Origin of the sequence: Streptomyces sp. NPDC091287, from assembly GCF_044768525.1 — a bacterium.
Taxonomy (GTDB): domain Bacteria; phylum Actinomycetota; class Actinomycetes; order Streptomycetales; family Streptomycetaceae; genus Streptomyces.
Map to the genome: position 1 here is coordinate 250,109 of NZ_JBIVUV010000001.1, position 24,235 is coordinate 274,343.

Consider the following 24,235-nt stretch of genomic DNA (forward strand, 5'->3'; position numbering starts at 1 on the left):
GGGCCTCGGGGGGGGGCCCGCCGCCTTGTCTTGGGGGGGGGGGGGGTGGTCGGGGGGGGGGGGGGGGCCCCCCCCGGGCCCCCCCCCCCCACCTCTGTCCGTCTCAGCGACCCCGGCCGCCACCCTGCTCGGGGTCGGTCAGCCCGGCCCGCCGCAGCGCGTCCGCCATGGCGCTGTTGGCCGGAGCCGGGGCCCCCTGACCCTGCCGGGGCGCACCGCCACCACTGCCGCGCCGGTCCCGGCCGCCGCCGCCCTGCCGGCCCTGGCCGCCACCGGACGGCTGCCCCTGGCTCTGCCCCTGGCGCTGCTTCGGGGGGCGGCCGCCCCGCTCACCGCGGCCCTGCTGCCCGCCGCCGGAACCGCCGCCCGCGCCCGGCTCGTCGTCCAGCCGCAGCGTCAGCGAGATCCGCTTGCGCGGCGCGTCGACGTCCATGACCTTGACCTTCACGATGTCCCCGGGCTTCACCACGTCGCGCGGGTCCTTCACGAACGTCTTCGACAGCGCCGAGACGTGCACCAGACCGTCCTGATGGACGCCGACGTCGACGAACGCGCCGAACGCGGCCACGTTGGTCACCACACCCTCCAGCACCATGCCGGGCTCCAGGTCGCCGAGCTTCTCGACGCCCTCCTTGAAGGTCGCTGTGCGGAACGCGGGCCGTGGGTCGCGCCCCGGCTTCTCCAGCTCCTTGAGGATGTCCGTCACGGTCGGCAGCCCGAACATGTCGTCCACGAAGTCCGCGGCCCGCAGGGTGCGCAGGGCCTCCGCGTTGCCGATCAGCGAGGCCACCTCGCCACCCGCGCTCTTCCCCATCCGCCGCACCACCGGGTAGGCCTCGGGGTGCACGCTGGAACCGTCGAGCGGGTCGTCGCCGTCCCGGATCCGCAGGAAGCCAGCGCACTGCTCGTACGCCTTCGGACCCAGCCGCGCCACGTCCTTGAGGGCCTTGCGGGACCGGAAGGGCCCGTTGGAGTCCCGATGCGCGACGATGTTCTCGGCGAGCCCCGAGCTGATCCCCGACACCCGTGAAAGCAGGGGCGCGGACGCGGTGTTGACGTCCACACCGACCCCGTTCACACAGTCCTCGACGACCGCGTCCAGCGAACGCGACAGCTTCACCTCGGACAGGTCGTGCTGGTACTGCCCGACGCCGATCGACTTCGGGTCGATCTTCACCAGCTCGGCCAGCGGGTCCTGGAGCCGCCGCGCGATGGAGACCGCGCCGCGCAACGACACATCCATGTCGGGCAGTTCCTGCGAGGCGAACGCGGACGCGGAGTACACCGAGGCGCCCGCCTCCGAGACCATCACCTTCGTGAGCTTCAACTCCGGGTGCTTGTCGATCAGTTCACCGGCGAGCTTGTCCGTCTCACGGGACGCCGTGCCGTTGCCGATCGCGACCAGGTCGACCGCGTGCTCCTTCGCGAGGTGCGCGAGCTTCGCCAGCGCCTGGTCCCACTTGTTCGCGGGCACGTGCGGGTGGATCACATCGGTGGCCACGACCTTGCCGGTGGCGTCGACGACCGCGACCTTCACCCCCGTACGGAATCCGGGGTCCAGGCCCAGCGTGGCCCGGGTCCCGGCCGGGGCGGCGAGCAGCAGATCGCGCAGGTTCGAGGCGAAGACCCGCACCGCCTCGTCCTCCGCCGCGGTGCGCAGCCGCAGCCGCAGATCGATTCCCAGGTGCACCTGGATCCGGGTCCGCCACGCCCAACGCACGGTGTCGCCCAGCCACTTGTCGCCCGGGCGGCCCCGGTCGGCGATCTCGAAGCGGCGGGCGATCATGTTCTCGTACGCGGAGGGACCCGGCCGCTCGGCGGCCTCCGGCTCCTCCGGTTCCAGGACCAGGTCGAGCACGTTCTCCTTCTCGCCGCGCAGCATCGCGAGCACCCGGTGCGAGGGCAGCGCGGTGAACGGCTCCGCGAAGGCGAAGTAGTCGGCGAACTTCGCGCCGGCCTCCTCCTGGCCCTCGCGGACCTTCGCCGCCAGCCGGCCGCGCGTCCACATGCGCTCGCGCAGCTCGCCGGTCAGGTCGGCGTCCTCGGAGAACCGCTCGGTGAGGATCGACCGGGCCCCGTCCAGGGCGGCGGCCGCGTCCGCCACGCCCTTGTCGCCGTCCACGAACGCGGCGGCCGCCGCGAGCGGATCGACCGACGGGTCGCCGAGCAGGCCGTCCGCCAGCGATTCGAGCCCCGCCTCCCGGGCGATCTGCGCCTTCGTCCGCCGCTTCGGCTTGAACGGCAGGTAGATGTCCTCCAGGCGCGCCTTGGTCTCGGCGGCCCGGATGCTCGCCTCCAGCGCGGCGTCGAGCTTGCCCTGCTCGCGCACGGATTCGAGGATCGACGTACGCCGCTCCTCCAGCTCCCGCAGATAGCGCAGCCGTTCCTCCAGCGTGCGCAGCTGCGCATCGTCGAGGGATTCGGTCGCCTCCTTGCGGTAGCGCGCGATGAACGGCACGGTCGATCCGCCGTCGAGCAGCTCGACGGCCGCCCTGACCTGTCGCTCACGTACGCCGAGCTCCTCGGCGATCCTGCCTTCGATGGACGTCGTCACGGTTTTCCCGACTCGCCTTCTCGTACTGGCTGTGCTGGCCGTGCTCGTGTCGCGATGAGCACGTTCTTGCTTGCCGGGGGTGTCCCCCCTGGCCTGCATTGTGCCGGGTGGCCGGGGGCCGTGTCGCGTGACCTCGACGAACACGCCCGGAGCCCCCGCACCGGGTGCGGGGGCTCCGGACGGCGCGGGGTCAGCCCTGACCGGTCGCCGAGGCCGGGAACGCCCCCGCGGCGGCGGCCGTGAAGAGGAAGCCGCGCCCCAGTTCGGTGAGCCGCTCCACACCTTCCGCGCCCAGGTGCTCGTACGGGGCGGTGTCCATGCGGTCCGTCGCTTCCTCGACCTCCGCGCGCAGCGCCGTGCCCGCCTCGGTCAGCGCCAACTCCTCGCCGTCGGCCAGCAGCCCGCGCTCCCGCAGCCGGCCGGACGCCGCCTCCCAGTCGCTGCGCCGCCAGCCCCGGGAGGACAGGATCCAGCGGATCGCCATGCCCTTGCCGGTGGCCGTGTGGCTGACGAGCGACTCCACCGGGTCCAGGCCGGCCGCGAGCAGGGCGGCGAGGTGCGCGTCGCCCCGGTGCTCCCGCAACAGGGTCGCGGCGTGCCAGAACGCCAGGTGCGGCTCCTCGGGCACCGGCAGATCCGCGTGCGCGGCGTACAGCGGGCGGGCGTGCGGGGTGCAGGCCTCGGTGGCGCGCAGCGCGAGCCGGGCCGCCTCCGCCATCGCGTCGGAGGCGATGACCTCCTCGCCGAGCAGCCGGCGCAGCGTCGAGTCCGCCGCCCGCAGCCGGGCCCCGAGGACCACGTCGGGGGAGGCGGTCTCCCAGACGGCGGGCACATGTCGGGCCACCAGCTCGGGGTTGAAGTTGTAGAAGGTGGCGCTGACGGTCCCCGCCCCGACCGCGCCGAGTGCGGCGGCCCGGGTCGCGAAGTAGGCGGCGCTCGGGTCCTCGATACCGATCTTCGCCATCTCCGCGCCCAGATCGGGGGAGAAGAAGAGGCAGGAGTGCAGGGGGTTGACGGCGTTGTGGCAGCGGCGCTCCGCGCGGGCCGGGAGAGTACTCATACCGGCACGTTACCGACTGGTTGGTACGGAGTGGAACCCCGGGGGAGCAGAACGATCCACCACGACGGGCCCACGACGGGCCCACGAGGCGCCCACGCCAGGCCCACGCCAGGTCCAGGACAGGTCCGGCGCAGGTCGAGGCCGGGTCGATGGCAGGAAAGGTGGGGTACTCGTCATTGCGGCCATCGTCGCCCAGCGCCCAGGATGGCGGATGTGAAGCAGCGAACCGTGCTCGTCGTCCTCTTCGACGGCATCCAGAGTCTCGACGCCACCGGCCCGATGGAGGTCTTCGCCGGAGCCTCCCGGGCTCCGGGCGTCGCCTACGACCTGCGGACCGCCTCGCTCGACGGCGGCCCCGTCCGCTCCACCAGCGGCCTGACCCTGATGCCCGACAGCAGCCTCGCCGACGCGCCCGCTCCGCACACCCTGCTGGTGCCCGGCGGGCACGGCACCCGGGGCTCCCACCCGGAGCTGACCGGCTGGCTGCGGGAGCACGCGCCGCGGGCGGAGCGGCTCGTCTCCGTGTGCACAGGCGCGCTGCTGCTGGCCGAGGCGGGCCTGCTGGACGGGCACCGGGTCACCACCCACTGGAACTACTGCGAGCAGTTGGCCCGCGACTACCCGGCCGTACACGTCGATCCCGAACCGATCTTCGTACGGGACGGGCGACTGGCCACCTCGGCGGGCGTCACCGCGGGCATCGACCTCGCCCTCGCGCTCGTCGAGGAGGACCACGGGCGGGACCTCGCGCTGGAGATCGCCCGGCATCTCGTGGTGTTCCTGCGCCGCCCCGGCAACCAGGCCCAGTTCAGCGCCCAGCTCTCCGCCCGGACGGCACGGAGCGAACCGCTGCGCGAGGTCCAGCACTGGATCACCCAGCACCCCGAAGCCGACCTCGGGGTCGACGCCCTCGCGGCCCGTGCCCGGCTCTCGCCCCGGCACTTCGCCCGCGCGTTCCGGGCGGAGACCGGAACGACCCCGGGGCGGTACGTCGAGCGCGTCCGGCTGGAGCACGCCCGCCGGCTGCTGGAGGACACCGCCGACGGCGTCGAGCGGGTCGCCCGCGCCAGTGGCTACGGCACCCCGGAAGCCATGCGCCGTGCCTTCGTGAAGACCCTCGCGACGGCGCCGGCCGAATACCGCCGCCGCTTCCGCACCCCCGCGTCCAGCACCTGAACCGCACCGTCCGACCGACCGAACCGAGAGGCAGCTCCCGTGCAGATCGCCATCCTGCTCTTCGACCGTTTCACCGCCCTGGACGCGGTGGGCCCGTACGAGATTCTCAGCCGTGCGCCCGGCGCCGAGCCCGTCTTCGTCGCCGAACGGACCGGTCCCGTCCGCAATGACAGCGGGAGCCTCGCGCTCGTCGCGGAGAAGACCCTCGCCGAGGTGCCCTCCCCGGACCTGGTGATCGTCCCGGGCGGCCCCGGCCAGAGCGACCAGATGGAGAACGAGGCCCTGCTCGGCTGGCTGCGCTCGGTCGATGCCACCAGCACCTGGACGACCTCCGTCTGCACCGGGTCGCTGCTGCTGGCCGCCGCCGGGCTCCTGAAGGACAGGCGGGCCACCTCGCACTGGCTGGCGCTGGAGGCGCTGAAGGAGTTCGGCGTCGAGCCCACCGGGGAGCGCGTCGTCCTCGACGGCAAGTACGTCACCGCCGCCGGGGTCTCCTCCGGCATCGCCATGGGGCTGACCCTGCTCGGCCGGATCGCGGGCGACGACGTGGCGCGCTCGGTGCAGCTGCTCACGGAGTACGACCCGCAGCCGCCCTACGACTGCGGATCGCCGGAGAAGGCCCCCGCGGCCCTCGTCGAGGAATGGCGGGCCAAGAGCCGCCACGTCACCCGGTAGGTCCCGCGGTCCAGGTGAACCGGGGCGCGCGCCGCTCCAGGAAGGCGGCGACGCCCTCCGCCGTGTCTCCGCTGCCCCGCGCCTCAGCGGCCCAGTGGGCGTCCCGGTCCGTCCGGCCCGCGGCGAATTCCTTCGCCGCGGCCTGGGTGAGCAGGGACCGGGACGCCAGGACCCGTACGTACTCCTCGACCCGCTCGTCCAGGCCGCCCGCGGCCAGCACCTCGTCGACCAGGCCGGTGCGCAGCGCCCGTTCCGTGCCGATCAGCTCGCCGGAGAACAGCAGGTGCTTGGCCGTGGCCGGGCCGACGAGGGCGACCAGCCGCCGGGTCGAGGAGCCGGGGTAGACGATGCCGAGCTTGGCCGGGGTGACCCCGAAGGAGGCCCCCTCCTCCGCGAACCGCAGATCGCAGGCGGCGGCGAGCTGGCCGCCGCCGCCCACGCAGTAGCCACGCACCGCGGCCAGTGTCGGCAGGGGGAACGCGGCGAGCGCGTCCTCGGCCGCCACCGCCAGGCCCTGGGCGGTGTCCGCGCCCTCCCGCAGCGTGGAGATGTCGGCGCCGGCGCAGAAGGTGTCCCCGGCTCCGGTCAGCACCAGCGCCCGGACCGCCGGATCGGCCGCGAGCCGCTCCAGCAGCTCCGGCAGACCACGCCACATCGCGGTGGTCATCGCGTTGCGCTTGGCGGGGTTCGCGATCACGACCGTGGCGACGCCACGCTCGACGGACGTGATCAGGCGGGGTTCCGTGGGGTCCATGCGCCGGATGCTATCCGGAGGGTTCGAACCTATGATCAAGAAGGGGTCGCGGGGCGGGCACGCACCGTAAGGAGTCGTCGATGAACGAATCCACCACCGAGGGCCGGAAGCTCAGCCGCAGTTTCGGCCGGCTCGCGCTGCTCGGCACGCTGCTGGTGATCGCGGGCGTCATCGGTCTCGTCTACACCGGAGTCGCCACGCTCACCTCGATGCTGCTCTTCGGCTGGCTGCTGCTCGTCGGCGGTCTGGTCGGGCTGCTGCACGCGATCGAGTCACGCGGTACGAACTACTTCTGGCTGGGCGTGGTGGTCGCGGCCCTCAACATCGCCGCGGGCGTCGTCGTCATCAAGCACCCCGAGGGCACGGCCGAGGCGCTGACCATGTTCGCCGCCCTGCTCTTCCTGACCGGCGGGGTCTTCCGGCTGGTCGGCAGCGTCGTCGTGCGCGGTCCGCAGATGGGCTGGACGCTGCTGCAGGGCGCCTTCGGCCTGCTGCTGGGCCTGCTGGTGCTGTTCGACTGGCCGCACAGCAGCCTCTACGTTCTCGGCTGTTTCTTCTCGTTGGCCCTGCTGTTCGACGGGCTCGGCCTGATCGCCATCGGCGTGGGCGGCCGGCGCATCGTGAGCATGGTCTCGGAGCGGCTCGATGAAACTGCCCCGACCCCGGACGGGCCGATCAAGTCACCAGAAGACGAGCGGAAGTAGTCCCTGGGCCACCAGGGTCACGCATGTTTGGTCAAATAGCGCCGATACCTGGCTACTTCCGATCAGTGGCACGGTCCGGACCAGGCCATTCCCAACACTCTTTACTCGACGGTCAGTGCAGTGCGAGTGAGAGCTGGTGCCGGACGATGGAGAGCCTCGGGAGTGCCCCTGCCGACCCCGTGTCGTACGAGGGGGTGTGGCGCTTCACCGCCTCCGCCGTGGACGCGTCCGTGCCGAGCGCCCGGCACGCCGTACGTGACCTCCTCGACCGGCAGGGCGTGCCGATCGAGGACGACATCCTCCAGGGGCTCCTGCTGATCGTCTCGGAGCTGGTCACCAACGCCGTCAAGCACGCGGCGCTCCTCTCGCCCGAACTGGCCGTCGAGGTGGCCATCGCCGCCGACTGGGTCAGAGTCTCGGTCGAGGACAACCACCCCTACCGTCCCACCGCGCTGGAGACGGACTACGCGCAGACCGGCGGACGGGGCCTGCTGCTGGTCAAGGTGATCACCGCGGAGGCGGGCGGCACCTGCGACGTCGAGCACACCGCGAGCGGCGGAAAGATCATCTGGGCGGCGCTGCCGTTGAAGACGCAGCTCTGACCGCCCCGTACGGAGATGAGCGGGGTTCACCAGCCCGCGGAGGGGCCCGTCAGCTCACGGATCGCCGGCCGTGCCGCGTCCAGCACCGTCATGAACCACGCCGAGAACGGCGCCCGCGCGTGGCGCTCCGCCAGTTCCGCCGCCGTCACGAAGGCCGTCTCCCCGACCTCCTCGGGCTCCGGATTCGGCGCCGTCTGCGCCATCCCCACGAACAGGTGGTTGAACTCCTGCTCCACCAGCCCCGACACGGGGTCCGGGTGGTTGTAGCGGACCGTTCCGGCCTCGGCCAGCAGCGAGGGGGAGAGCCCCAGCTCCTCGTGCGTACGCCGGGCGGCGGCCGCGAACGGGGCCTCGCCGGGATAGGGGTGCCCGCAGCAGGTGTTCGACCAGACACCGGGGGAGTGGTACTTGCCGAGTGCCCGGCGCTGGAGCAGGAGCCGCCCCTGCTCGTCGAAGAGGAACACGGAGAACGCGCGGTGCAGCTGCCCGGGGGCCTGGTGGGCCGCCAGCTTCTCCGCGGTGCCGATCGTGGTGCCGTTCTCGTCGACCAGTTCGAGCATGATCGCTTCTGCGGTGCCGTTCGACGAGCTGTGCGTCGCGGTGGCTGGTGTGGTCGGCATACCCATCCTTCGCTTTGGTCCCCGGCCTGGTGCGCCGGGCCCCTGGAGTCCGGTCAAGTCTGCCGTACAAAAGCCGCTTGTCCGCACTGCGGGTCCGGGCATGTCCGCCCCGCCGCGCCCCGGGAGCGCGGCGGGGCGGACGGAGCGTCAGACCCCGAAGGCCGCCGGATAACGGATCACGCCCGCCGGAACAGGGACGGAATCGTCCAGCACCAGGGCCATCATCGCCTCGTCAGGCACCTCGAAATTCGGCCGGATCCCGTAGCGCGAGGCCGGCACGAAACCGAAGCGCGGGTAGTACTCGGGATGACCGAGCACCAGCACCAGCGCCTCACCGCGCACCCGGGCGGCATCCAGCACCGCCCGCACCACGGCCTGCCCCGCACCCTGCCGCTGGTACGCGGGAGAGGTGGCCACCGGGGCCAGGGCGAGCGCCGGGGCGTCGCCGACCCGGCAGCGGGTGAGCAGCGCGTACGCCGCCGGTGCACCGTCCGGGGCCTCGGCGATACGGGCGAGCTCCGGCAGCCAGGCCTCGGAGTCGGCCCGCAGGGCGTCCACGAGGTCCGCCTCGTCCCGGGTGGGGAACGCGGCCGTGTTGACCGCGTGCACGGCCGCACGGTCCTCCGGCGTCTCCGGACGGGTCTTCCACCGGGGATCGGCGGGGCGCAGCACATACGCGGCATAGCCGTACTCCGTGCCGTGCTCCCGCCGCACCGCCAGCTCCTCACGGGTGGCCGCGAGTGCCCACGCCATACCGGGAGCGCCGGGGTCGGTGCTCCCGACCCGTTCGGCGAGCGGTACGTAGTACTCGTCCCAGTCGCTCTCGGGCTGGACCAGCACGGCGTCGACCGTGCAGCCGGCGGCGCCGGCCGCCGCGGTGGTCTCCGGCAGGGTGCGCAGGGAGCCGTTGCGGTCCCAGAAGTCGCGCGCCCCGGCGGACGGCGCGTCCGTGGTCCAGACGCACTCGGAGATCATCATCGCGCCGCCCGGGGCCAGCAGGCGCTGCCAGTCGCGGACGGCGGTGTCGAACCCGATGCAGTACGCGGAGCCCTCGGCCCAGATCAGGTCGAAGGACCCCGCGGGGAACCCGGGCCCGGTGAGGTCGCCCATGTCCGCCCTGACGGTACGGACGCGATCGTCGAGGCCACGGGCCCCGGCCGCCTCGCGCAGCTCGTCCAGGAACGGCTGGTGCAGGTCGACCGCGGTCACCTCGGCGCCCGCCTCGGCGGCGAGCAGCAGGGCGGCCCGGCCGGGACCGCAGCCCAGATCGAGGACGCGCGGGCGGTCGGGCAGCGGGCCGGCGAGAGCGAGCAGCCGACGCGTGGTCGCGTCGGAGCCGGGGCTCTGCCGGGGAAGACGGTGGTGCAGGGTGAAGAACGCCTCGGTGCGCGAGGCGTCGTCAGTGTGGTCGGTCAACGTGGGAACCCTTGAGTGTGAGGGCTCCGACCCGATCCGGGAAGAAAGTGGACCTAGCCGGAAACCCGGGAGATGAGGAAGGACCGATTGCCGCGCCGGGAAGGCGTCGTCGCGACCGTCATCAACCTCAGCTCCTCTCGAAAGGGTCCCGGTTTCACCGGATTCCGCTCCACCGCGAGACTCGAACGTCTCAGCGAAAACACCCTAGCAGCAGCTCGGCCCGCACTCGGGGGCGCCTCAGTGGCAGAGCCGCGCCTCGTGCTCCGCGTGACCGCTCGGCTCCAGCTGGAAGGTGCAGTGCTCCACGTCGAAGTGGTCCCCGAGGCAGCCCTGCAGCTCGTGCAGCACCTTCTCGTGCCCTATCGAGTCGAGCATCTCCTGGCGCACCACCACATGGGCGGAGAGCACCGGCATCCCCGAGGTGATCGTCCAGGCGTGCAGGTCGTGCACGTCCAGGACCCCGGGCAGCTCCGTGATGTGGGCCCGTACCTCCGCCATGTCCACACCCTTGGGCGCCGCCTCCAGAAGCACGTTCAGGGTCTCCCGCAGCAGCTTCACGGTCCGGGGGACGATCATCAGGCCGATCACCAGGGAGGCGATCGGGTCGGCGGGCTGCCAGCCGGTCGCCATGATGACGCCCGCCGAGATGATCACGGCGAGCGAGCCCAGGGTGTCGGCCAGCACCTCCAGATAGGCGCCCCGAACATTCAGGCTCTCCTGCTGCCCACGCGTCAGCAGGGAGAGGGAGACGATGTTGGCCACCAGGCCGACGGCGGCGAACGCGATGGCCAGGCCGCCCTTCGTCTCGGCCGGGGTGATGAACCGCTCGACCGCCTCGAAGACCAGATAGCCGCCGACCCCCAGCAGCAGCAGACAGTTCGCGAGCGCCGCCAGGATCTCCGCGCGGGCGAAGCCGAAGGTGCGGTTCGGCCCGGCCGGACGGTTGGCGAAGTGGATGGCGAGCAGCGCCATCCCGAGCCCCAGGGCGTCGGTGGCCATGTGGGCGGCGTCCGCGATCAGGGCCAGCGAGTCGGAGAGCACCCCGCCGACGATCTCCATGACCATCACGCTGAGCGTGATCCCCAGGGCCACCCGGAGCCTGCCCCGGTACGCGGCGGCCGCCGTGCCCGTCGGAGGCGGTCCGCCGTGTGTATGCCCGTGATCGTGGCCAGCCCCCATGCGAAACGCCTCCAGGTCCGTGCGACGCGCCGGGGCGAAACCGCCCCGACGTGGCCAGTGAACTACGGGTGGGGGGTATCGGGCAACACGGCACTGAACACCGTTGTCATTGGCCCTGACCTGCGGAAACGTTGCGCAGGTCAGGACGCTGACACGATGACCGACGCCACCCGTGACCGATCACGAACGAGCCTCGGGATGGCGCAGGCACCAGCCCTCCCAGGCCGACTCCACCATCTCGCGGACGCTCCGCCGCGCCGCCCAGCCCAGCTCCTCGGCGATCCGCGCGGACGACGCCACCGCCGTCGGCGCGTCACCGGGCCGGCGCGGCTCGACCACCGGCGCCAGGGTGTGGCCCGTCACCTCGCCGATCACCTCGGCCAGCTCCCGGACCGAGACGCCCTCGCCCCGGCCGACGTTGAGCGTCAGCTCACCGGCGCCCGCTCCGTCCAGCCGCCGGGCGACGGCGAGATGCGCCTCCGCCAGATCGGCGACATGGATGTAGTCACGGACACAGGTGCCGTCCGGCGTCGGGTAGTCGTCACCGAAGATCCGCGGGGCCTCGCCGCGCGTCAGCCGCTCGAACATCATCGGCACGATGTTGTAGACCCCGGTGTCCGCGAGTTCCGGTGCGGCGGCGCCCGCCACGTTGAAGTACCGCAGACAGGCGGTCGAGAGCCCGTGGGCCTTCCCGGTGGCCCGCACCAGCCACTCACCGGTGAGCTTGGTCTCGCCGTACGGGTTGATCGGGAGACAGGGGGTCTCCTCCGTGATGAGGTCCACGTCCGGTACGCCGTAGACGGCCGCCGAGGACGAGAAGAGGAAGCGCGGCACCCCCGCCGCGACCACGGCCTCCAGCAGCACCGCCAGTCCGGCCACGTTCTCCCGGTAGTACAGCAGCGGCTTCTCCACGGACTCGCCGACCTGCTTCTTCGCCGCGAGATGCACCACACCGCTCACCGCGTGGTCGGCCAGCACCCGGTCCAGCAGGGCCCGGTCGGAGGCCGAGCCCTCCACCAGCGTGACGGCGTCCGACAGCCGGTCCACGATGCCGCTGGAGCGGTCGTCGAGCACGACGACCCGCTCTCCCGCCGCCACCATGGCCCGCGCCACGTGTGCCCCGATGTATCCCGCCCCGCCTGTGATCAGCCATGTCATGCCCGTCAGCCTAAGCCGCCCGCCCACCGGCGCCGACCGGCGGTTTGTGGGCCGGGCCCCTGATCGATGATGATGATCGCCAACGCCGCCCGGGCCCGCAGGTCCACCCGTACAGCGCGCAAACGGGCGGTGAACTCGGTCTTCCGTTCATCCGATAGCCTCAGCCGACACGCCGCCGGCCCGCCTCGTGGCCGTGCCGCCGTGTGTCGTCCACGTCAGTGCCAAGGAGTGAGTTCGTCTGTCGACCGCCATTCTCACCGGTACGCCGGTACCCGGGTCGTCGCTCGCGGACGATCTGCGGTCCCTGGGCTTCGACGTGCAGACCGCCGCCGACGCCGCTGACGCCGCGGCCCTTCTCGCCGCCGTCCCGGCAGGCCGCCGGGTCGCCCTCGTCGACCCGCGTTTCGTGGGCCACGTCCACGCGCTGCGGCTCGGGCTGACCGACCCGCGCTTCCCCGCCGCCACCGTCCCCGGCGCGCTCACCGCCCAGCCGGAGGCGCGCGGAGCCCTGCTGCGCGCCCTGGACCGCACCGCCGCCGCCGTCGGCGCGGGCGCCCCGGTCGTCGAGCCGGATGCCGACCCCGCGCCCGAGGACCGCACCGTCCCCGGCCGGATCGCCGTCGCGCTGGAGGCCGAGGGCACCGCCGTACAGCGCCCCGCCCTCGGCTCGCTCGTCGCGGCCGTCCCCACGGACCCGGAGCAGCAGGCCGCCGCCGAGGCGGGCCTAGCCTCGGTCGACGACGATGCGGTACGGCTGCGCAACGCGGTGAAGGCCCACGACGGGTTCTTCACCACGTACTGCATCAGCCCCTACTCCCGCTACATCGCCCGCTGGTGCGCCCGCCGCGACCTCACCCCGAACCAGGTCACCACCGCCTCCCTGATCACCGCGCTCATCGCGGCGGGCGCGGCGGCCACCGGCACCCGGGGCGGCTATGTCGCCGCCGGCATCCTGCTCCTGGTCTCCTTCGTGCTGGACTGCACCGACGGGCAGCTCGCCCGCTACTCGCTGCGGTACTCCACGATGGGCGCCTGGCTGGACGCCACCTTCGACCGGGCCAAGGAGTACGCGTACTACGCCGGGCTCGCCATCGGCGCCGTACGCGGCGGCGGAAGTGACGATGTATGGGCCCTCGCGCTCGGCGCGATGGTCCTCCAGGCCTGTCGCCATGTCGTGGACTTCTCGTTCAACGAGGCCAACCACGACGCGGTCGCCAACACCAGCCCCACCGCGGCCCTCTCCGACAAGCTCGACAACGTCGGCTGGACGGTCTGGGTGCGGCGGATGATCGTGCTGCCGATCGGCGAGCGCTGGGCCATGATCGCCGTGCTCACCGCGCTCACCACCCCGCGCATCGTCTTCTACGCCCTGCTCGTCGGCTGCTCCCTGGCCGCCTGCTACACGACGGCCGGCCGCCTGCTGCGCTCGCTGACCCGCAGGGCCAGCCGCACCGACCGCGCCGCGCGGGCACTCGCGGACCTCGCCGACTCGGGGCCACTCGCCCAGGGCGTCGCGACGGTCGCGCCGGGCCTCCGGGGCGCGTTCACGGCCCCGGCCGTCGCCCTGCTCGGCACGGTGGTCATGATCGGCGGCGCCCTCCTCCTCCCGTACGGCAGTTGGCTCACCGTCGCCGCGGCGGCGGTGTACGTGGTCCTCTCCGGCCTCGCCGTCGCCCGCCCGCTCAAGGGCGCGCTCGACTGGCTGGTGCCGCCGTTCTTCCGGGCCGCGGAGTACGTGACGATCCTGGTGCTGGCGGCCCGAAGCGACGTATCCCACGCCGTTCCGGCGGCCTTCGGGCTCGTCTCGGCCGTCGCTTACCATCACTACGACACGGTGTACCGCATTCGCGGAGGCACCGGCGCGCCGCCCCAGTGGCTGGTGCGGACGATCGGTGGACACGAGGGCCGTACCGCGCTGGTGGCCGTCCTCGCCGCCGTACTCACCCACACCTCAGGTTTCACCACGGCCCTGACCGCGCTCGCGGTCGCCGTGGCTCTGGTGGTGCTCGTGGAGTCCATCCGCTTCTGGGTGTCCTCCTCGGCCCCCGCCGTACACGACGAAGGAGAACTCGCATGATCGGCCTCGTACTGGCAGCCGGTGCAGGACGACGTCTGCGCCCCTACACGGACACGCTTCCCAAGGCGCTCGTCCCTGTCGACGGCGACAAGACGGTCCTCGACCTCACGCTCGCCAACTTCGCCGAGGTCGGACTCACCGAGGTCGCGATCGTCGTCGGCTACCGCAAGGAGGCCGTCTACGCCCGCAAGGCCGAGCTGGAAGCGACCTACGGCGTCACCCTCACGCTCATCGACAACGACAAGGCCGAGGAGTGGAACAACGCCTACTCCCTGTGGTGCGCCCGTGACGTCATCAAGCGCGGCGTGATCCTCGCCAACGGCGACACCGTGCACCCGGTCTCCGTCGAGAAGACCCTGCTGGACGCCCGCGGCAAGGGCCAGAAGATCATCCTCGCCCTGGACACCGAGAAGGTCCTCGCCGACGAGGAGATGAAGGTCATCACGGAGGAGGGCAAGGGCGTCCAGCGCATCACGAAGCTGATGGACCCGGCCACCGCGACCGGCGAGTACATCGGCGTCACCCTCATCGAGGCCGAGGCCGCCGAGGAGCTGGCGGACGCGTTGAAGACCACCTTCGAGCGCGACCCCGACCTCTACTACGAGGACGGCTACCAGGAGCTCGTCAACCGCGGCTTCACCGTCGACGTGGCCCCCATCGGCACCGTGACCTGGGTCGAGATCGACAACCACGACGACCTCGAGAAGGGCCGTGAGATCGCGTGCCAGTACTGACCCGGCTCATTCCGTCCCCGGTCGTCGTCGACATCCGGCGCGGCGCCATGGACGATCTGGCGGGTCTCCTGGCCGATCAGCGCATCTCCTCCTCGGGCAAGCTCGCCATCGCGATCAGTGACGGCTCCGGGCGCGCCCTGCGGGAGAGGCTCGCCCCGGTCCTGCCGGGAGCCGACTGGTATCCGGTGTCCGACGGAACGATCGACTCGGCGGTGAAGCTCGCCGACGGCATCAAGGGCAACCGGTACGACGCCGTCGTCGGCCTCGGCGGCGGCAAGATCATCGACGTGGCGAAGTACGCCGCGGCGCGGGTCGGTCTGCCCATGGTCGCCGTCGCGACGAACCTCTCGCACGACGGCCTGTGCTCGCCGGTCGCGACGCTCGACAACGACAACGGGCGCGGCTCCTACGGGGTCCCCACCCCGATCGCCGTGGTCATCGACCTCGACGTGATCCGTGAGGCGCCCGCCCGCTACGTCCGTTCCGGCATCGGCGACGCGATCTCGAACATCTCCTGCGTCGCCGACTGGGAGCTGGCCCACGAGGTCAACGGCGAGGAGATCGACGGCCTGGCGGCCGCGATGGCCCGCCAGGCGGGCGAGGCCGTGCTGCGCCACCCCGGCGGGGTCGGCGACGACGCCTTCCTCAAGGTGCTGGCCGAGGGGCTCGTGCTCACCGGCATCTCGATGTCGGTCGCGGGCGACTCGCGTCCGGCGTCCGGCGCCTGCCACGAGATCAACCACGCCTTCGACCTGCTCCACCCCCAGCGCGCGGCCAGCCACGGCGAGCAGGTCGGCCTCGGCGCCTGCTTCGCCATGCATCTGCGCGGTGCCCGCCAGGAGTCGCTCCTGATGGCATCGATACTGCGCCGCCACGGTCTGCCGGTCCTGCCGGAGGAGATCGGGTTCAGCGTCGACGAGTTCGTCGAGGCCGTCGACTACGCGCCGCAGACGCGTCCGGGACGCTTCACCATCCTGGAGCACCTCAACCTGTCCACCGACCAGATCAGGGACGCGTACGCCGACTATGCGACGACCATCAGTAGCTGAACTCCGTCCGGTCGTGCACCCCCCCGGGGTGAAGGACCGGCGCAGCGGCGAGCACTGGGCCGGCCGCATGTACATGCGCGAGGTCTCGCTGCGCGTGGACCGCTACCTGGTCAACACCCGCGTCTCGCCGAACCAGGTCACGTACGTGATGACGCTGGCCGGGGCCCTGGCCGCCCCGGCGCTGCTGGTGCCGGGCATCTGGGGCGCCGTGCTCGGCGTGGTGATGGTCCAGCTCTACCTGCTGTTCGACTGCGTGGACGGCGAGCTGGCCCGCTGGAAGAAGCAGTACTCGCTCAGCGGGGTCTACCTGGACCGGGTCGCCGCCTATCTGTGCGACGCGGCGGTACTCGTCGGCCTCGGCCTGCGCGCCGCCGACATCTGGGGCGAGGGCCGGATCGACTGGCTCTGGGCCTTCCTCGGGACGCTCGCCGCACTGGGCGCGATCCTCATCAAGGCCGAGACGGACCTGGTCGGCGTGGCCCGCCACCAGGGCGGGCTGCCCCCGGTCAAGGAGGCGGCGTCCGAGCCGCGCTCCTCCGGGATGGCACTGGCCCGCCGGGCGGCCGGGGCGCTCAAGTTCCACCGGCTGATCCTCGGGATCGAGGCCTCGCTGGTGATCCTCGTGGTGGCCGTGATCGACGCGGTCGGGGGCGACCTCTTCTACACCCGCCTCACCGTCGCGGTGATGGCCGGCATCGCGCTGCTGCAGACCCTGCTGCACCTGGTGTCCGTCCTGGCGTCCAGCAGGCTGAAGTGACCTTTCCCATGAAACTGGGCGCGGTGATCATCACCATGGGCAACCGCCCGGACGAGCTCCGCGCCCTCCTCGATTCGGTCACCGCCCAGCACGGTGACCGGATCGAGGTCGTGGTGGTCGGCAACGGAGCCCCGGTCCCCGACGTGCCCGCCGGGGTGCGCACGGTGGAACTGCCCGAGAACCTGGGCATCCCCGGTGGCCGCAATGTCGGCATCGAGGCGTTCGGCCCCTGCGGGGCGGACGTGGACGCGCTGCTCTTCCTGGACGACGACGGGCTGCTCCCCCATCGGGACACCGCCGAGCTGTGCCGGCAGGCGTTCGCGGCGGACCCGAAGCTCGGGATCATCACCTTCCGGATCGCCGACCCGGACACGGGCGCCACCCAGCGGCGGCACGTGCCCCGGCTGCGGGCCGCCGACCCGATGCGCTCCTCGCGCGTGACCACGTTCCTGGGCGGCGCCAACGCCGTACGCACCCGGGTCATCGCCGAGGTCGGTCCACTGCCGGAGGACTTCTTCTACGCCCACGAGGAGACGGACCTGGCCTGGCGGGCGCTGGACGCGGGGTGGATGATCGACTACCGCGCGGACATGGTGCTGAACCACCCCACCACCGCCCCGTCCCGGCACGCGGTCTACCACCGCATGGTCGCCCGCAACCGGGTCTGGCTCGCCCGCCGTAACCTGCCCGCCCCACTGGTCCCCCTCTACCTGGGCGTCTGGCTGCTGCTGACCCTGGTCAGACGTCCTTCGGCGCCCGCGCTGAAGGCATGGTTCGGCGGATTCGGGGAAGGCTGGACGACCCCCTGCGGGCCCCGGCGCCCGATGAAGTGGCGTACGGTGTGGCGGCTGACGAGGCTGGGCCGACCTCCGGTCATCTGAGAGGCTTTCCTCTGAGAGCATGAGGCGTATTTTCTTTCCGGAACCTGTCCGCCTGAGCCGCGCCCGCGACTGGCTGCGCGTGAAGACGAGAGTTTCAACTTGTGAGTGACACGACCCACGACGGTGGGGTAGCCCTCGGGACCCCGCCGTCCGCCGACGAGGGCCTCGACGCGGCCCAGCTGGCCGCCAAGTACGGCCTGACCGTGAGCGGCGCCAGGCCGGGGCTGTTCGCGTACATGCGACAGCTCTGGGGACGACGCCACTTCATCCTGGCCTTCTCCCGGGCGAAGCTGACCGCGCAGTACAGCCAGGCCAAACTGGGCCAGCTGTGGCAAGTGGTCACGCCCCTGCTGAACGCCGCGGTCTATTACCTGATCTTCGGGCTGATCCTGGGGACCAGGGAGGGGATCTCCCACGACGTCTTCGTGCCGTTCCTGGTCACCGGCGTCTTCGTCTTCACCTTCACCCAGAGCTCGGTGATGGCGGGCGTCCGTGCGATCTCCGGCAACCTCGGACTGGTCCGGGCCCTCCACTTCCCCCGGGCCTCGCTGCCCATCTCCTTCTCGCTCCAGCAGCTCCAGCAGCTGCTGTTCTCGATGATCGTGCTGGTCGCGGTCGCCGTCATCTTCGGCAGCTACCCCTCGCTGTCGTGGCTGCTGGTGATCCCCGCCCTGATTCTCCAGTTCTTCTTCAATACGGGCCTGGCCCTCGTCATGGCGCGGCTCGGCTCCAAGACCCCCGACCTCGCGCAGTTGATGCCGTTCGTCATGCGGACCTGGATGTACGCCTCGGGCGTCATGTTCTCCATCCCGGTGATGCTCAAGGACAAGCCGGCCTGGATCGCGGACGTGCTGCAGTACAACCCGGCGGCGATCTACATGGACCTGGTCCGCTTCGCCCTGATCGACGGATACGGCTCCGAGAACCTGCCGGACCACGTCTGGGCCGTCGGCGTCGGCTGGGCCGTGCTGCTGGGCGTCGTGGGATTCGTGTACTTCTGGAAGGCAGAGGAACGGTACGGCCGTGGCTGAGGACAACGCACAGGGGCGCATCCCCACGGTGATCGCCGACGACGTGCACATCGTGTACCGGGTCAACGGCACGGGCGGCGGCCGGGGCAGCGCCACCGCCGCGCTGAGCCGCATGATGCGGCGGGGCAAGGGCGAGCCGCGCGGCGTCCGGAAGGTGCACGCCGTGCGCGGTGTCTCCTTCACCGCCTACCGCGGCGAGGCCATCGGTCTCATCGGCACCAACGGCTCCGGCAAGTCGACACTGCTGCGCGCCATCGCCGGCCTGCTGCCGACCGAATCCGGCCAGGTGTACACGGACGGTCAGCCCTCGCTGCTCGGGGTGAACGCCGCGCTGATGAGCGATCTGACCGGTGAGCGCAACGTCGTGCTCGGCGGTCTGGCGATGGGCATGAGCCAGGACGAGATCCGTCAGCGCTACCAGGACATCGTGGAGTTCTCCGGCATCAACGAGAAGGGTGACTTCATCACTCTGCCGATGCGGACGTACTCCTCCGGCATGGCGGCGCGGCTGCGCTTCTCGATCGCCGCGGCCAAGAACCACGACGTCCTCATGATCGACGAGGCGCTGGCCACCGGGGACCGCAAGTTCCGGGTCCGCTCCGAGGAGCGGATCCGCGAGTTGCGCAAGGAAGCGGGCACCGTCTTCCTGGTCAGCCACAACAACAAGTCGATCAGGGACACCTGCGACCGCGCGCTGTGGCTGGAGAAGGGCGAACTCCTGATGGACGGCCCCACCGAGGAAGTCCTCAAGGCGTACGAGCGCGAAACGGGCAAGTAGCCCGAAGGTTCTCCGTGGCCCCCGCCGGACCGGTCCGGCGGGGGCCGTGCGGTGTTCGGCGCGCCGTGCGGACCGTCCGCAGAGGCCCCAGGGGCGATCTCCTCCCGGCGGATGACGTCAATTCCGCCACGCGCGGGGAAGGTTGACGGGAACGGCCGGGAAGCGGCGGTGGGCCCTCCACCCCGCCGACCCCCTGTGAGCTGTACAACGTAAGCTGTAGAGGTGCTGATTCATGGCAAGTAGGGCGATACGCCCCGGCACCGGCCGCTCTGCCGCAGTGCACTCGGAAGGCTGAGCGGCGTGTCCGAAAAGGGTTGTTTTGGGTCAGCAGTGTAGAACGGGAGATGTGACGGCAATGACGGAAGATCTCCAGCTCCGGCGTGGTCTCGCCGTCCCCGCGCCGGGCGGTCCGCAGTGACCTCGACCCCCGAGACGCGCATCGGTGACGCCACCCTCGGCAAGGCCGCGGACGAGAACTTCCCCGTGGCGCCCTTCTTCCTGCCCCGCGCCTGGCGCGACGACCTGATGGCGGTCTACGGCTTCGCCCGGCTCGTCGACGACATCGGCGACGGCGACCTCGCCCCCGGCGGCGTCGACGCCCGCCGGCTCGGCCTGGAGCCGGAGCAGAGCGACGACCGCCTCGCCATGCTCGACGCCTTCGAGACCGACCTCCACCGGGTCTTCGCCACCACCGGTGAGGAACCGCACCACCCGCTGCTGCGCAACCTGCGCCCCACCGTGCGGCGCCGGGCGCTCACCCCCGAGCCCTTCCTCGGCCTGATCGAGGCCAACCGCCAGGACCAGAAGATCCGCCGCTACGGCACCTACGCCGATCTCGCCGCCTACTGCGAGCTCTCGGCCAACCCGGTCGGCCGCCTGGTCCTCGCCCTCACCGGCACCGCGAGCCCGGAACGCGTCCGCCGCTCCGACGCGGTCTGCACCGCGCTCCAGATCGTCGAACACCTGCAGGACGTGGCCGAGGACCTGGAACGTGACCGGATCTATCTGCCGGCCGAGGACATGGAACGCTTCCGGGTCACCGAATCCGACCTGGCCGCACCCTCCGCCGGAGCCTCGGTGCGTGCCCTGATCGCGTACGAGGCCCAGCGCGCGAGCGAGCTGCTGGACGAAGGCCCCCCGTTGGTGGGCAGCGTCAACGGCAGGCTCAAGCTGCTCCTCGCCGGATTCGTCGGGGGCGGGCGCAGCGCGCTCACGGCGATCTCGGCCGCCGGGTTCGACGTACTGCCCGGCCCGCCCAAGCCCACCAAGCCCAGCCTGCTGCGCGAAGTGGGAATCGTCTTGCGAAGAGCGCGTGGAGAGAGGTGAGCCGGACCGTGGAGGGACAGACGACGTCCATGTCGCCGCCGGTGCAGGCCGCATACAGTTACTGCGAGGCCGTCACCGGACAGCAGGCCCGTAACTTCGCCTACGGCATCAGGCTGCTGCCGTACGAGAAGCGGCAGGCCATGTCGGCGCTGTACGCGTTCTCCCGTCGTGTCGACGACATCGGCGACGGGGAGCTGGACCCGGAGATCAAGCGGACCCGGCTGGAGAGCACCCGCGAACTGCTGGAGCGGATCCGCAAGGACGCGGTCGACGAGGACGACACCGACCCGGTGGCCGTCGCGCTCGCCGACGCCGCCCAGCGGTTCCCGCTGCCGCTCGGCGGGCTCGACGAGCTGATCGACGGCGTCCTGATGGACGTCCGGGGCGCGACCTACGAGACCTGGGACGACCTGAAGGCCTACTGCCGGTGCGTCGCCGGAGCCATCGGACGCCTCAGCCTCGGCGTCTTCGGCACCGCGCCGGGCGCCCGCGGGGCCGAGCGCGCCGCGGAGTACGCCGACACCCTCGGCCTCGCCCTCCAGCTCACCAACATCCTGCGCGACGTCCGCGAGGACGCCGCCAACGGGCGCACCTACCTGCCCGCCGACGACCTGGCCAAATTCGGCTGCTCGGCGGGGTTCCACCGGACCACCCCGCCCCCCGGCTCCGACTTCGCGGGCCTCATCCACTTCGAGGTCCGCCGCGCCCGCGCCCTGTTCGCCGAGGGCTACCGGCTGCTGCCGATGCTCGACCGCCGCAGCGGCGCCTGCGTCGCGGCGATGGCCGGGATCTACCGCCGCCTCCTCGACCGGATCGAGCGCGACCCCGAGGCCGTACTGCGCGGACGGGTCTCGCTGCCCGGCCACGAGAAGGCCTACGTCGCGGTGCGCGGGCTGTCCGGACTGGACGCCCGCCACATCTCGAAGCTCACCGCCAGGGGGCGAGCCTGATGCGTCTTCGCGGCTCCGGCCCCGGGGCAACCCTCCAGTGGCCCGACGCGTCACTGACTGCGACGATCTCCAGGGTGAGGACCCGGCGATGCGCACCGACCCGGCGAGAGGGGCACGCATGAACGACGAGAGCCCACGCCCCGTCGCCGTCGTCGTCGGCGGCGGACTCGCCGGCGTCACCGCGGCACTCCGCCTCGCCGACGCCGGACTCGACGTGACCCTCCTGGAAGGGCGGCCCCGCCTCGGCGGCCTCGCTTTCTCCTTCCAGCGCGGCGACCTCACCGTCGACAACGGCCAGCACGTCTATCTGCGCTGCTGCACCGGCTACCGCTGGTTCCTCGACCGGATCGACGCCGCGCACCTGGCCCCGATCCAGGACCGCCTCGACGTGCCCGTGCTGGACGTCGGCCGGGCCGCCGGACCGCGCCTGGGACGGCTGCGGCGCACCGGCCTGCCCGTACCGCTGCACCTCGCCGGCGGACTCGCCGCCTATCCCCACCTCTCGCTCGCCGAGAAGGCGAGCGTGGGCCGCGCCGCCCTGGCGCTCGGCCGCCTGGACCCCGCCGACCCCGAGCTCGACCGCGTCGACTTCGCGACCTGGCTGCGGCGGCACGGCCAGTCGGAGCGCACGATCGAGGCCCTCTGGGACCTCGTCGGCGTCGCCACGCTGAACGCCACCGCCCCGAACGCCTCCATGGCGCTCGCGGCGAAGGTCTTCAAGACCGGCCTGCTCTCCGAGCCCGGCGCCGCCGACATCGGCTGGGCCACCGTGCCGCTCGGCGAGCTGCACGACACCCTCGCCCGCAAGGCCCTGGACACCGCGGGCGTCCGCACCGAACTGCGCGCCAAGGCCGGCTCCCTCACCCGCACCGAGGACGGCCGCTGGAACGTCGAGACGGCGGGGGAGCGGATCACCGCCGACACCGTCGTACTGGCCGTGCCGCAGACCGAGACCCACGACCTGCTGCCCGCGGGCGCGCTGGACGAACCGGACCTGCTGCTCGACATCGATAACGCGCCCATCCTGAACGTGCACGTGATCTACGACCGCAAGGTGCTGCGCAGGCCGTTCTTCGCCGCGATCGGCTCCCCGGTCCAGTGGGTCTTCGACCGCACCCACTCCTCGGGTCTGACGGGCCCCGGGCAGTATCTGGCGGTCTCGCAGTCGGCCGCCCAGGACGAGATCGACCTGCCCGTCGCCGAACTGCGCTCCCGCTACCTGCCCGAGCTGGAACGGCTGCTCCCCGCCGCCCGCGGCGCGGGCATCCGCGACTTCTTCGTCACCCGGGAGCGCACCGCCACCTTCGCGCCCGCCCCGGGCGTCGGGCGGCTGCGCCCCGGGCCCCGCACCCGGCTGTCCGGTCTTCAGCTGGCGGGGGCCTGGACCGACACCGGCTGGCCCGCGACGATGGAGGGTGCCGTGCGCAGCGGCGCCGACGCCGCCGACGCGGCGCTCCACGACCTCGGCCGCCCCCCAGGACATCCGCTGCAGGAGGCGGCATGAGCAGTACCACCGGAACAAGAGGAGAGTCTGTGACCCCGGCGAATCCGGCTTTCGACACCGTGGCGGACACCGCGGACGTCACCGCGCTTCTGGAGCGCGGACGAGCCCTGTCAGCGCCGGTCCTGCGGGCTGCCGTGGGCCGGCTCGCGCCGCCCATGGACACCGTCGCCGCCTACCACTTCGGCTGGATCGACGCGGAGGGGCAGCCCTCGGACGGCGACGGCGGCAAGGCCGTCCGCCCCGCGCTCGCCCTGCTGTCCGCCGAGGCGGCGGGCGCCCCCGCCGAGGCCGGCATCCCCGGTGCGGTGGCCGTCGAACTCGTGCACAACTTCTCGCTGCTGCACGACGACCTGATGGACGGCGACGAGCAGCGCCGCCACCGTGACACCGTCTGGAAGGCCCACGGCCCCGCCCAGGCGATCCTGGTCGGCGACGCGCTCTTCGCGCTCGCCTACGACCTGCTGCTGGAGCTCGGCACCGTCGAGGCGGGCCGCGCGGCCCGCCGGCTGACCACCGCCACCCGCAAGCTCATCGACGGGCAGGCCCAGGACATCTCCTACGAGCACCGCGAGCGGGTCACCGTCGAGGAGTGCCTGGAGATGGAGGGCAACAAGACCGGCGCCCTGCTGGCCTGCGCCGTCTCCATCGGCGCGGTGCTCGGCGGCGCCGACGACCGCACCGCCGACACCCTGGAGGCGTACGGCTACCACCTCGGCCTCGCCTTCCAGGCCGTCGACGACCTCCTCGGCATCTGGGGCGACCCGGAGGCCACCGGCAAGCAGACCTGGAGCGACCTGCGCCAGCGCAAGAAGTCCCTGCCCGTCGTCGCGGCGCTCGCCGCGGGCGGCGAGGCCTCCGACCGGCTGGGCGAACTGCTCGCCGCCGACGCCAAGAGCAACGACTTCGCCAGCTTCTCCGAAGAGGAGTTCGCCGCCCGTGCGGCACTCATCGAGGAGGCGGGCGGCCGCGAGTGGACCGCCCAGGAAGCTCGTCGTCAGCACGGAAACGCCATCGAGGCGCTGCACGCCGTGGACATGCCCCACCGGGTGAGGAAACAGCTCACCGAGCTCGCCGACTTCGTGGTGGTACGAAAGAGATGACAACGCTTCGCATATGACTCGCAGTCGCGGGGGGGGGGCCCCCCCCCCCGGCCCCCCCCCCCGGGGGCCCCCCCCCCCCCCCAAACCCCACACAGAACAGGGAGAAAAAAAACCCCCAGAACACACCCACAAACCCGCCCCCCCCACCCC

The 24,235-nt window shown here is 72.0% G+C and carries 22 protein-coding genes; 15 read left to right on the forward strand and 7 right to left on the reverse strand.

All coding sequences use genetic code 11. The features are described 5' to 3' along the window. Positions 1-103: 103 nt before the first annotated feature. Together ACIQRW_RS01020 and ACIQRW_RS01025 are read right to left on the reverse strand one after the other, a co-directional pair. Positions 104-2,554, reverse strand: coding sequence for a Tex family protein (locus ACIQRW_RS01020; RefSeq protein ID WP_403752529.1), 2,451 nt, complete (start codon positions 2,552-2,554; stop codon positions 104-106). A gap of 190 nt (positions 2,555-2,744) precedes the next feature. Continuing rightward, positions 2,745-3,614, reverse strand: coding sequence for a hypothetical protein (locus ACIQRW_RS01025; RefSeq protein WP_403752532.1), 870 nt, complete (start codon positions 3,612-3,614; stop codon positions 2,745-2,747). Positions 3,615-3,818: 204 nt separating this feature from the next. Here ACIQRW_RS01025 and ACIQRW_RS01030 point away from each other — a divergent pair, with 204 nt between their 5' ends. Further along, positions 3,819-4,790 (forward strand): GlxA family transcriptional regulator, encoded by a 972-nt coding sequence (locus ACIQRW_RS01030; protein ID WP_403752535.1) that lies wholly within the window; start codon positions 3,819-3,821, stop codon positions 4,788-4,790. Positions 4,791-4,829: 39 nt separating this feature from the next. Next, positions 4,830-5,465: a DJ-1/PfpI family protein gene (locus tag ACIQRW_RS01035; RefSeq protein ID WP_403752538.1), complete on the forward strand. Its 636-nt coding sequence runs from the start codon at positions 4,830-4,832 to the stop codon at positions 5,463-5,465. Here the strand turns inward: ACIQRW_RS01035 and ACIQRW_RS01040 are convergent. After that, positions 5,455-6,219, reverse strand: a complete 765-nt coding sequence (locus tag ACIQRW_RS01040; RefSeq protein WP_403752541.1) for an enoyl-CoA hydratase/isomerase family protein — start codon at positions 6,217-6,219, stop codon at positions 5,455-5,457. The two genes, ACIQRW_RS01035 and ACIQRW_RS01040, sit on opposite strands and share 11 nt — an antisense overlap. An 80-nt stretch (positions 6,220-6,299) precedes the next feature. Between ACIQRW_RS01040 and ACIQRW_RS01045 the strand changes: the two genes are divergently transcribed. Further along, positions 6,300-6,923, forward strand: a complete 624-nt coding sequence (locus tag ACIQRW_RS01045) for an HdeD family acid-resistance protein (protein WP_403752544.1) — start codon at positions 6,300-6,302, stop codon at positions 6,921-6,923. A gap of 146 nt (positions 6,924-7,069) precedes the next feature. Next, complete coding sequence (locus ACIQRW_RS01050) at positions 7,070-7,525, forward strand: ATP-binding protein (protein WP_097870931.1); 456 nt, start codon at positions 7,070-7,072, stop codon at positions 7,523-7,525. A gap of 26 nt (positions 7,526-7,551) precedes the next feature. Here ACIQRW_RS01050 and idi read toward each other — a convergent pair whose 3' ends face one another. From idi to galE, 4 genes are all read right to left on the reverse strand, one after another. Then, a complete protein-coding gene (idi, locus tag ACIQRW_RS01055; RefSeq protein WP_403752547.1) occupies positions 7,552-8,145 on the reverse strand; it encodes an isopentenyl-diphosphate Delta-isomerase in 594 nt (197 codons plus the stop codon). Between the two features lie 147 nt (positions 8,146-8,292). Continuing rightward, the gene (locus ACIQRW_RS01060) at positions 8,293-9,561 is read right to left on the reverse strand and encodes a GNAT family N-acetyltransferase (RefSeq protein WP_403752550.1); all 1,269 of its coding nucleotides are present in this window, start codon (positions 9,559-9,561) and stop codon (positions 8,293-8,295) included. 237 nt (positions 9,562-9,798) lie between these two features. Continuing rightward, complete coding sequence (locus ACIQRW_RS01065; protein ID WP_228925832.1) at positions 9,799-10,740, reverse strand: cation diffusion facilitator family transporter; 942 nt, start codon at positions 10,738-10,740, stop codon at positions 9,799-9,801. Between the two features lie 180 nt (positions 10,741-10,920). Beyond that, a complete protein-coding gene (gene galE / locus ACIQRW_RS01070; RefSeq protein WP_403752553.1) occupies positions 10,921-11,898 on the reverse strand; it encodes a UDP-glucose 4-epimerase GalE in 978 nt (325 codons plus the stop codon). Between the two features lie 316 nt (positions 11,899-12,214). Here galE and ACIQRW_RS01075 point away from each other — a divergent pair, with 316 nt between their 5' ends. The 11 genes from ACIQRW_RS01075 (at position 12,215) to ACIQRW_RS01125 (ending at position 24,085) form a co-directional block, all read left to right on the forward strand. After that, positions 12,215-13,975, forward strand: a complete 1,761-nt coding sequence (locus ACIQRW_RS01075; protein ID WP_403752556.1) for a DUF5941 domain-containing protein — start codon at positions 12,215-12,217, stop codon at positions 13,973-13,975. Next, positions 13,972-14,709: a sugar phosphate nucleotidyltransferase gene (locus ACIQRW_RS01080; protein WP_073868898.1), complete on the forward strand. Its 738-nt coding sequence runs from the start codon at positions 13,972-13,974 to the stop codon at positions 14,707-14,709. The genes ACIQRW_RS01075 and ACIQRW_RS01080 overlap by 4 nt, the downstream gene beginning before the upstream one ends. Continuing rightward, positions 14,697-15,758: an iron-containing alcohol dehydrogenase family protein gene (locus tag ACIQRW_RS01085; RefSeq protein WP_403752559.1), complete on the forward strand. Its 1,062-nt coding sequence runs from the start codon at positions 14,697-14,699 to the stop codon at positions 15,756-15,758. Before ACIQRW_RS01080 ends, ACIQRW_RS01085 begins: the two co-directional genes overlap by 13 nt. Further along, the gene (locus ACIQRW_RS01090) at positions 15,736-16,515 is read left to right on the forward strand and encodes a CDP-alcohol phosphatidyltransferase family protein (RefSeq protein ID WP_403752562.1); all 780 of its coding nucleotides are present in this window, start codon (positions 15,736-15,738) and stop codon (positions 16,513-16,515) included. Before ACIQRW_RS01085 ends, ACIQRW_RS01090 begins: the two co-directional genes overlap by 23 nt. Before the next feature lie 8 nt (positions 16,516-16,523). Then, positions 16,524-17,396 carry a glycosyltransferase family 2 protein gene (locus ACIQRW_RS01095; protein WP_403753439.1) on the forward strand — a complete coding sequence of 291 codons (873 nt, stop codon included), beginning with the start codon at positions 16,524-16,526 and terminating at the stop codon, positions 17,394-17,396. 101 nt (positions 17,397-17,497) lie between these two features. Further along, a complete protein-coding gene (locus tag ACIQRW_RS01100) occupies positions 17,498-18,427 on the forward strand; it encodes an ABC transporter permease (RefSeq protein ID WP_403752565.1) in 930 nt (309 codons plus the stop codon). Beyond that, a complete protein-coding gene (locus tag ACIQRW_RS01105) occupies positions 18,420-19,205 on the forward strand; it encodes an ABC transporter ATP-binding protein (RefSeq protein WP_003964853.1) in 786 nt (261 codons plus the stop codon). Before ACIQRW_RS01100 ends, ACIQRW_RS01105 begins: the two co-directional genes overlap by 8 nt. 414 nt (positions 19,206-19,619) lie before the next feature. Then, positions 19,620-20,531 carry a squalene synthase HpnC gene (gene hpnC, locus ACIQRW_RS01110; RefSeq protein ID WP_403752568.1) on the forward strand — a complete coding sequence of 304 codons (912 nt, stop codon included), beginning with the start codon at positions 19,620-19,622 and terminating at the stop codon, positions 20,529-20,531. Between the two features lie 29 nt (positions 20,532-20,560). Then, a complete protein-coding gene (hpnD, locus tag ACIQRW_RS01115; protein ID WP_403753442.1) occupies positions 20,561-21,481 on the forward strand; it encodes a presqualene diphosphate synthase HpnD in 921 nt (306 codons plus the stop codon). Positions 21,482-21,599: 118 nt separating this feature from the next. Then, positions 21,600-22,985 carry a hydroxysqualene dehydroxylase HpnE gene (gene hpnE / locus ACIQRW_RS01120; RefSeq protein ID WP_403752571.1) on the forward strand — a complete coding sequence of 462 codons (1,386 nt, stop codon included), beginning with the start codon at positions 21,600-21,602 and terminating at the stop codon, positions 22,983-22,985. Positions 22,986-23,014: 29 nt separating this feature from the next. Further along, on the forward strand, positions 23,015-24,085 hold the full coding sequence (locus ACIQRW_RS01125) for a polyprenyl synthetase family protein (protein ID WP_403752574.1): 1,071 nt from the start codon (positions 23,015-23,017) through the stop codon (positions 24,083-24,085). The last annotated feature ends 150 nt before the right edge of the window (positions 24,086-24,235 follow it).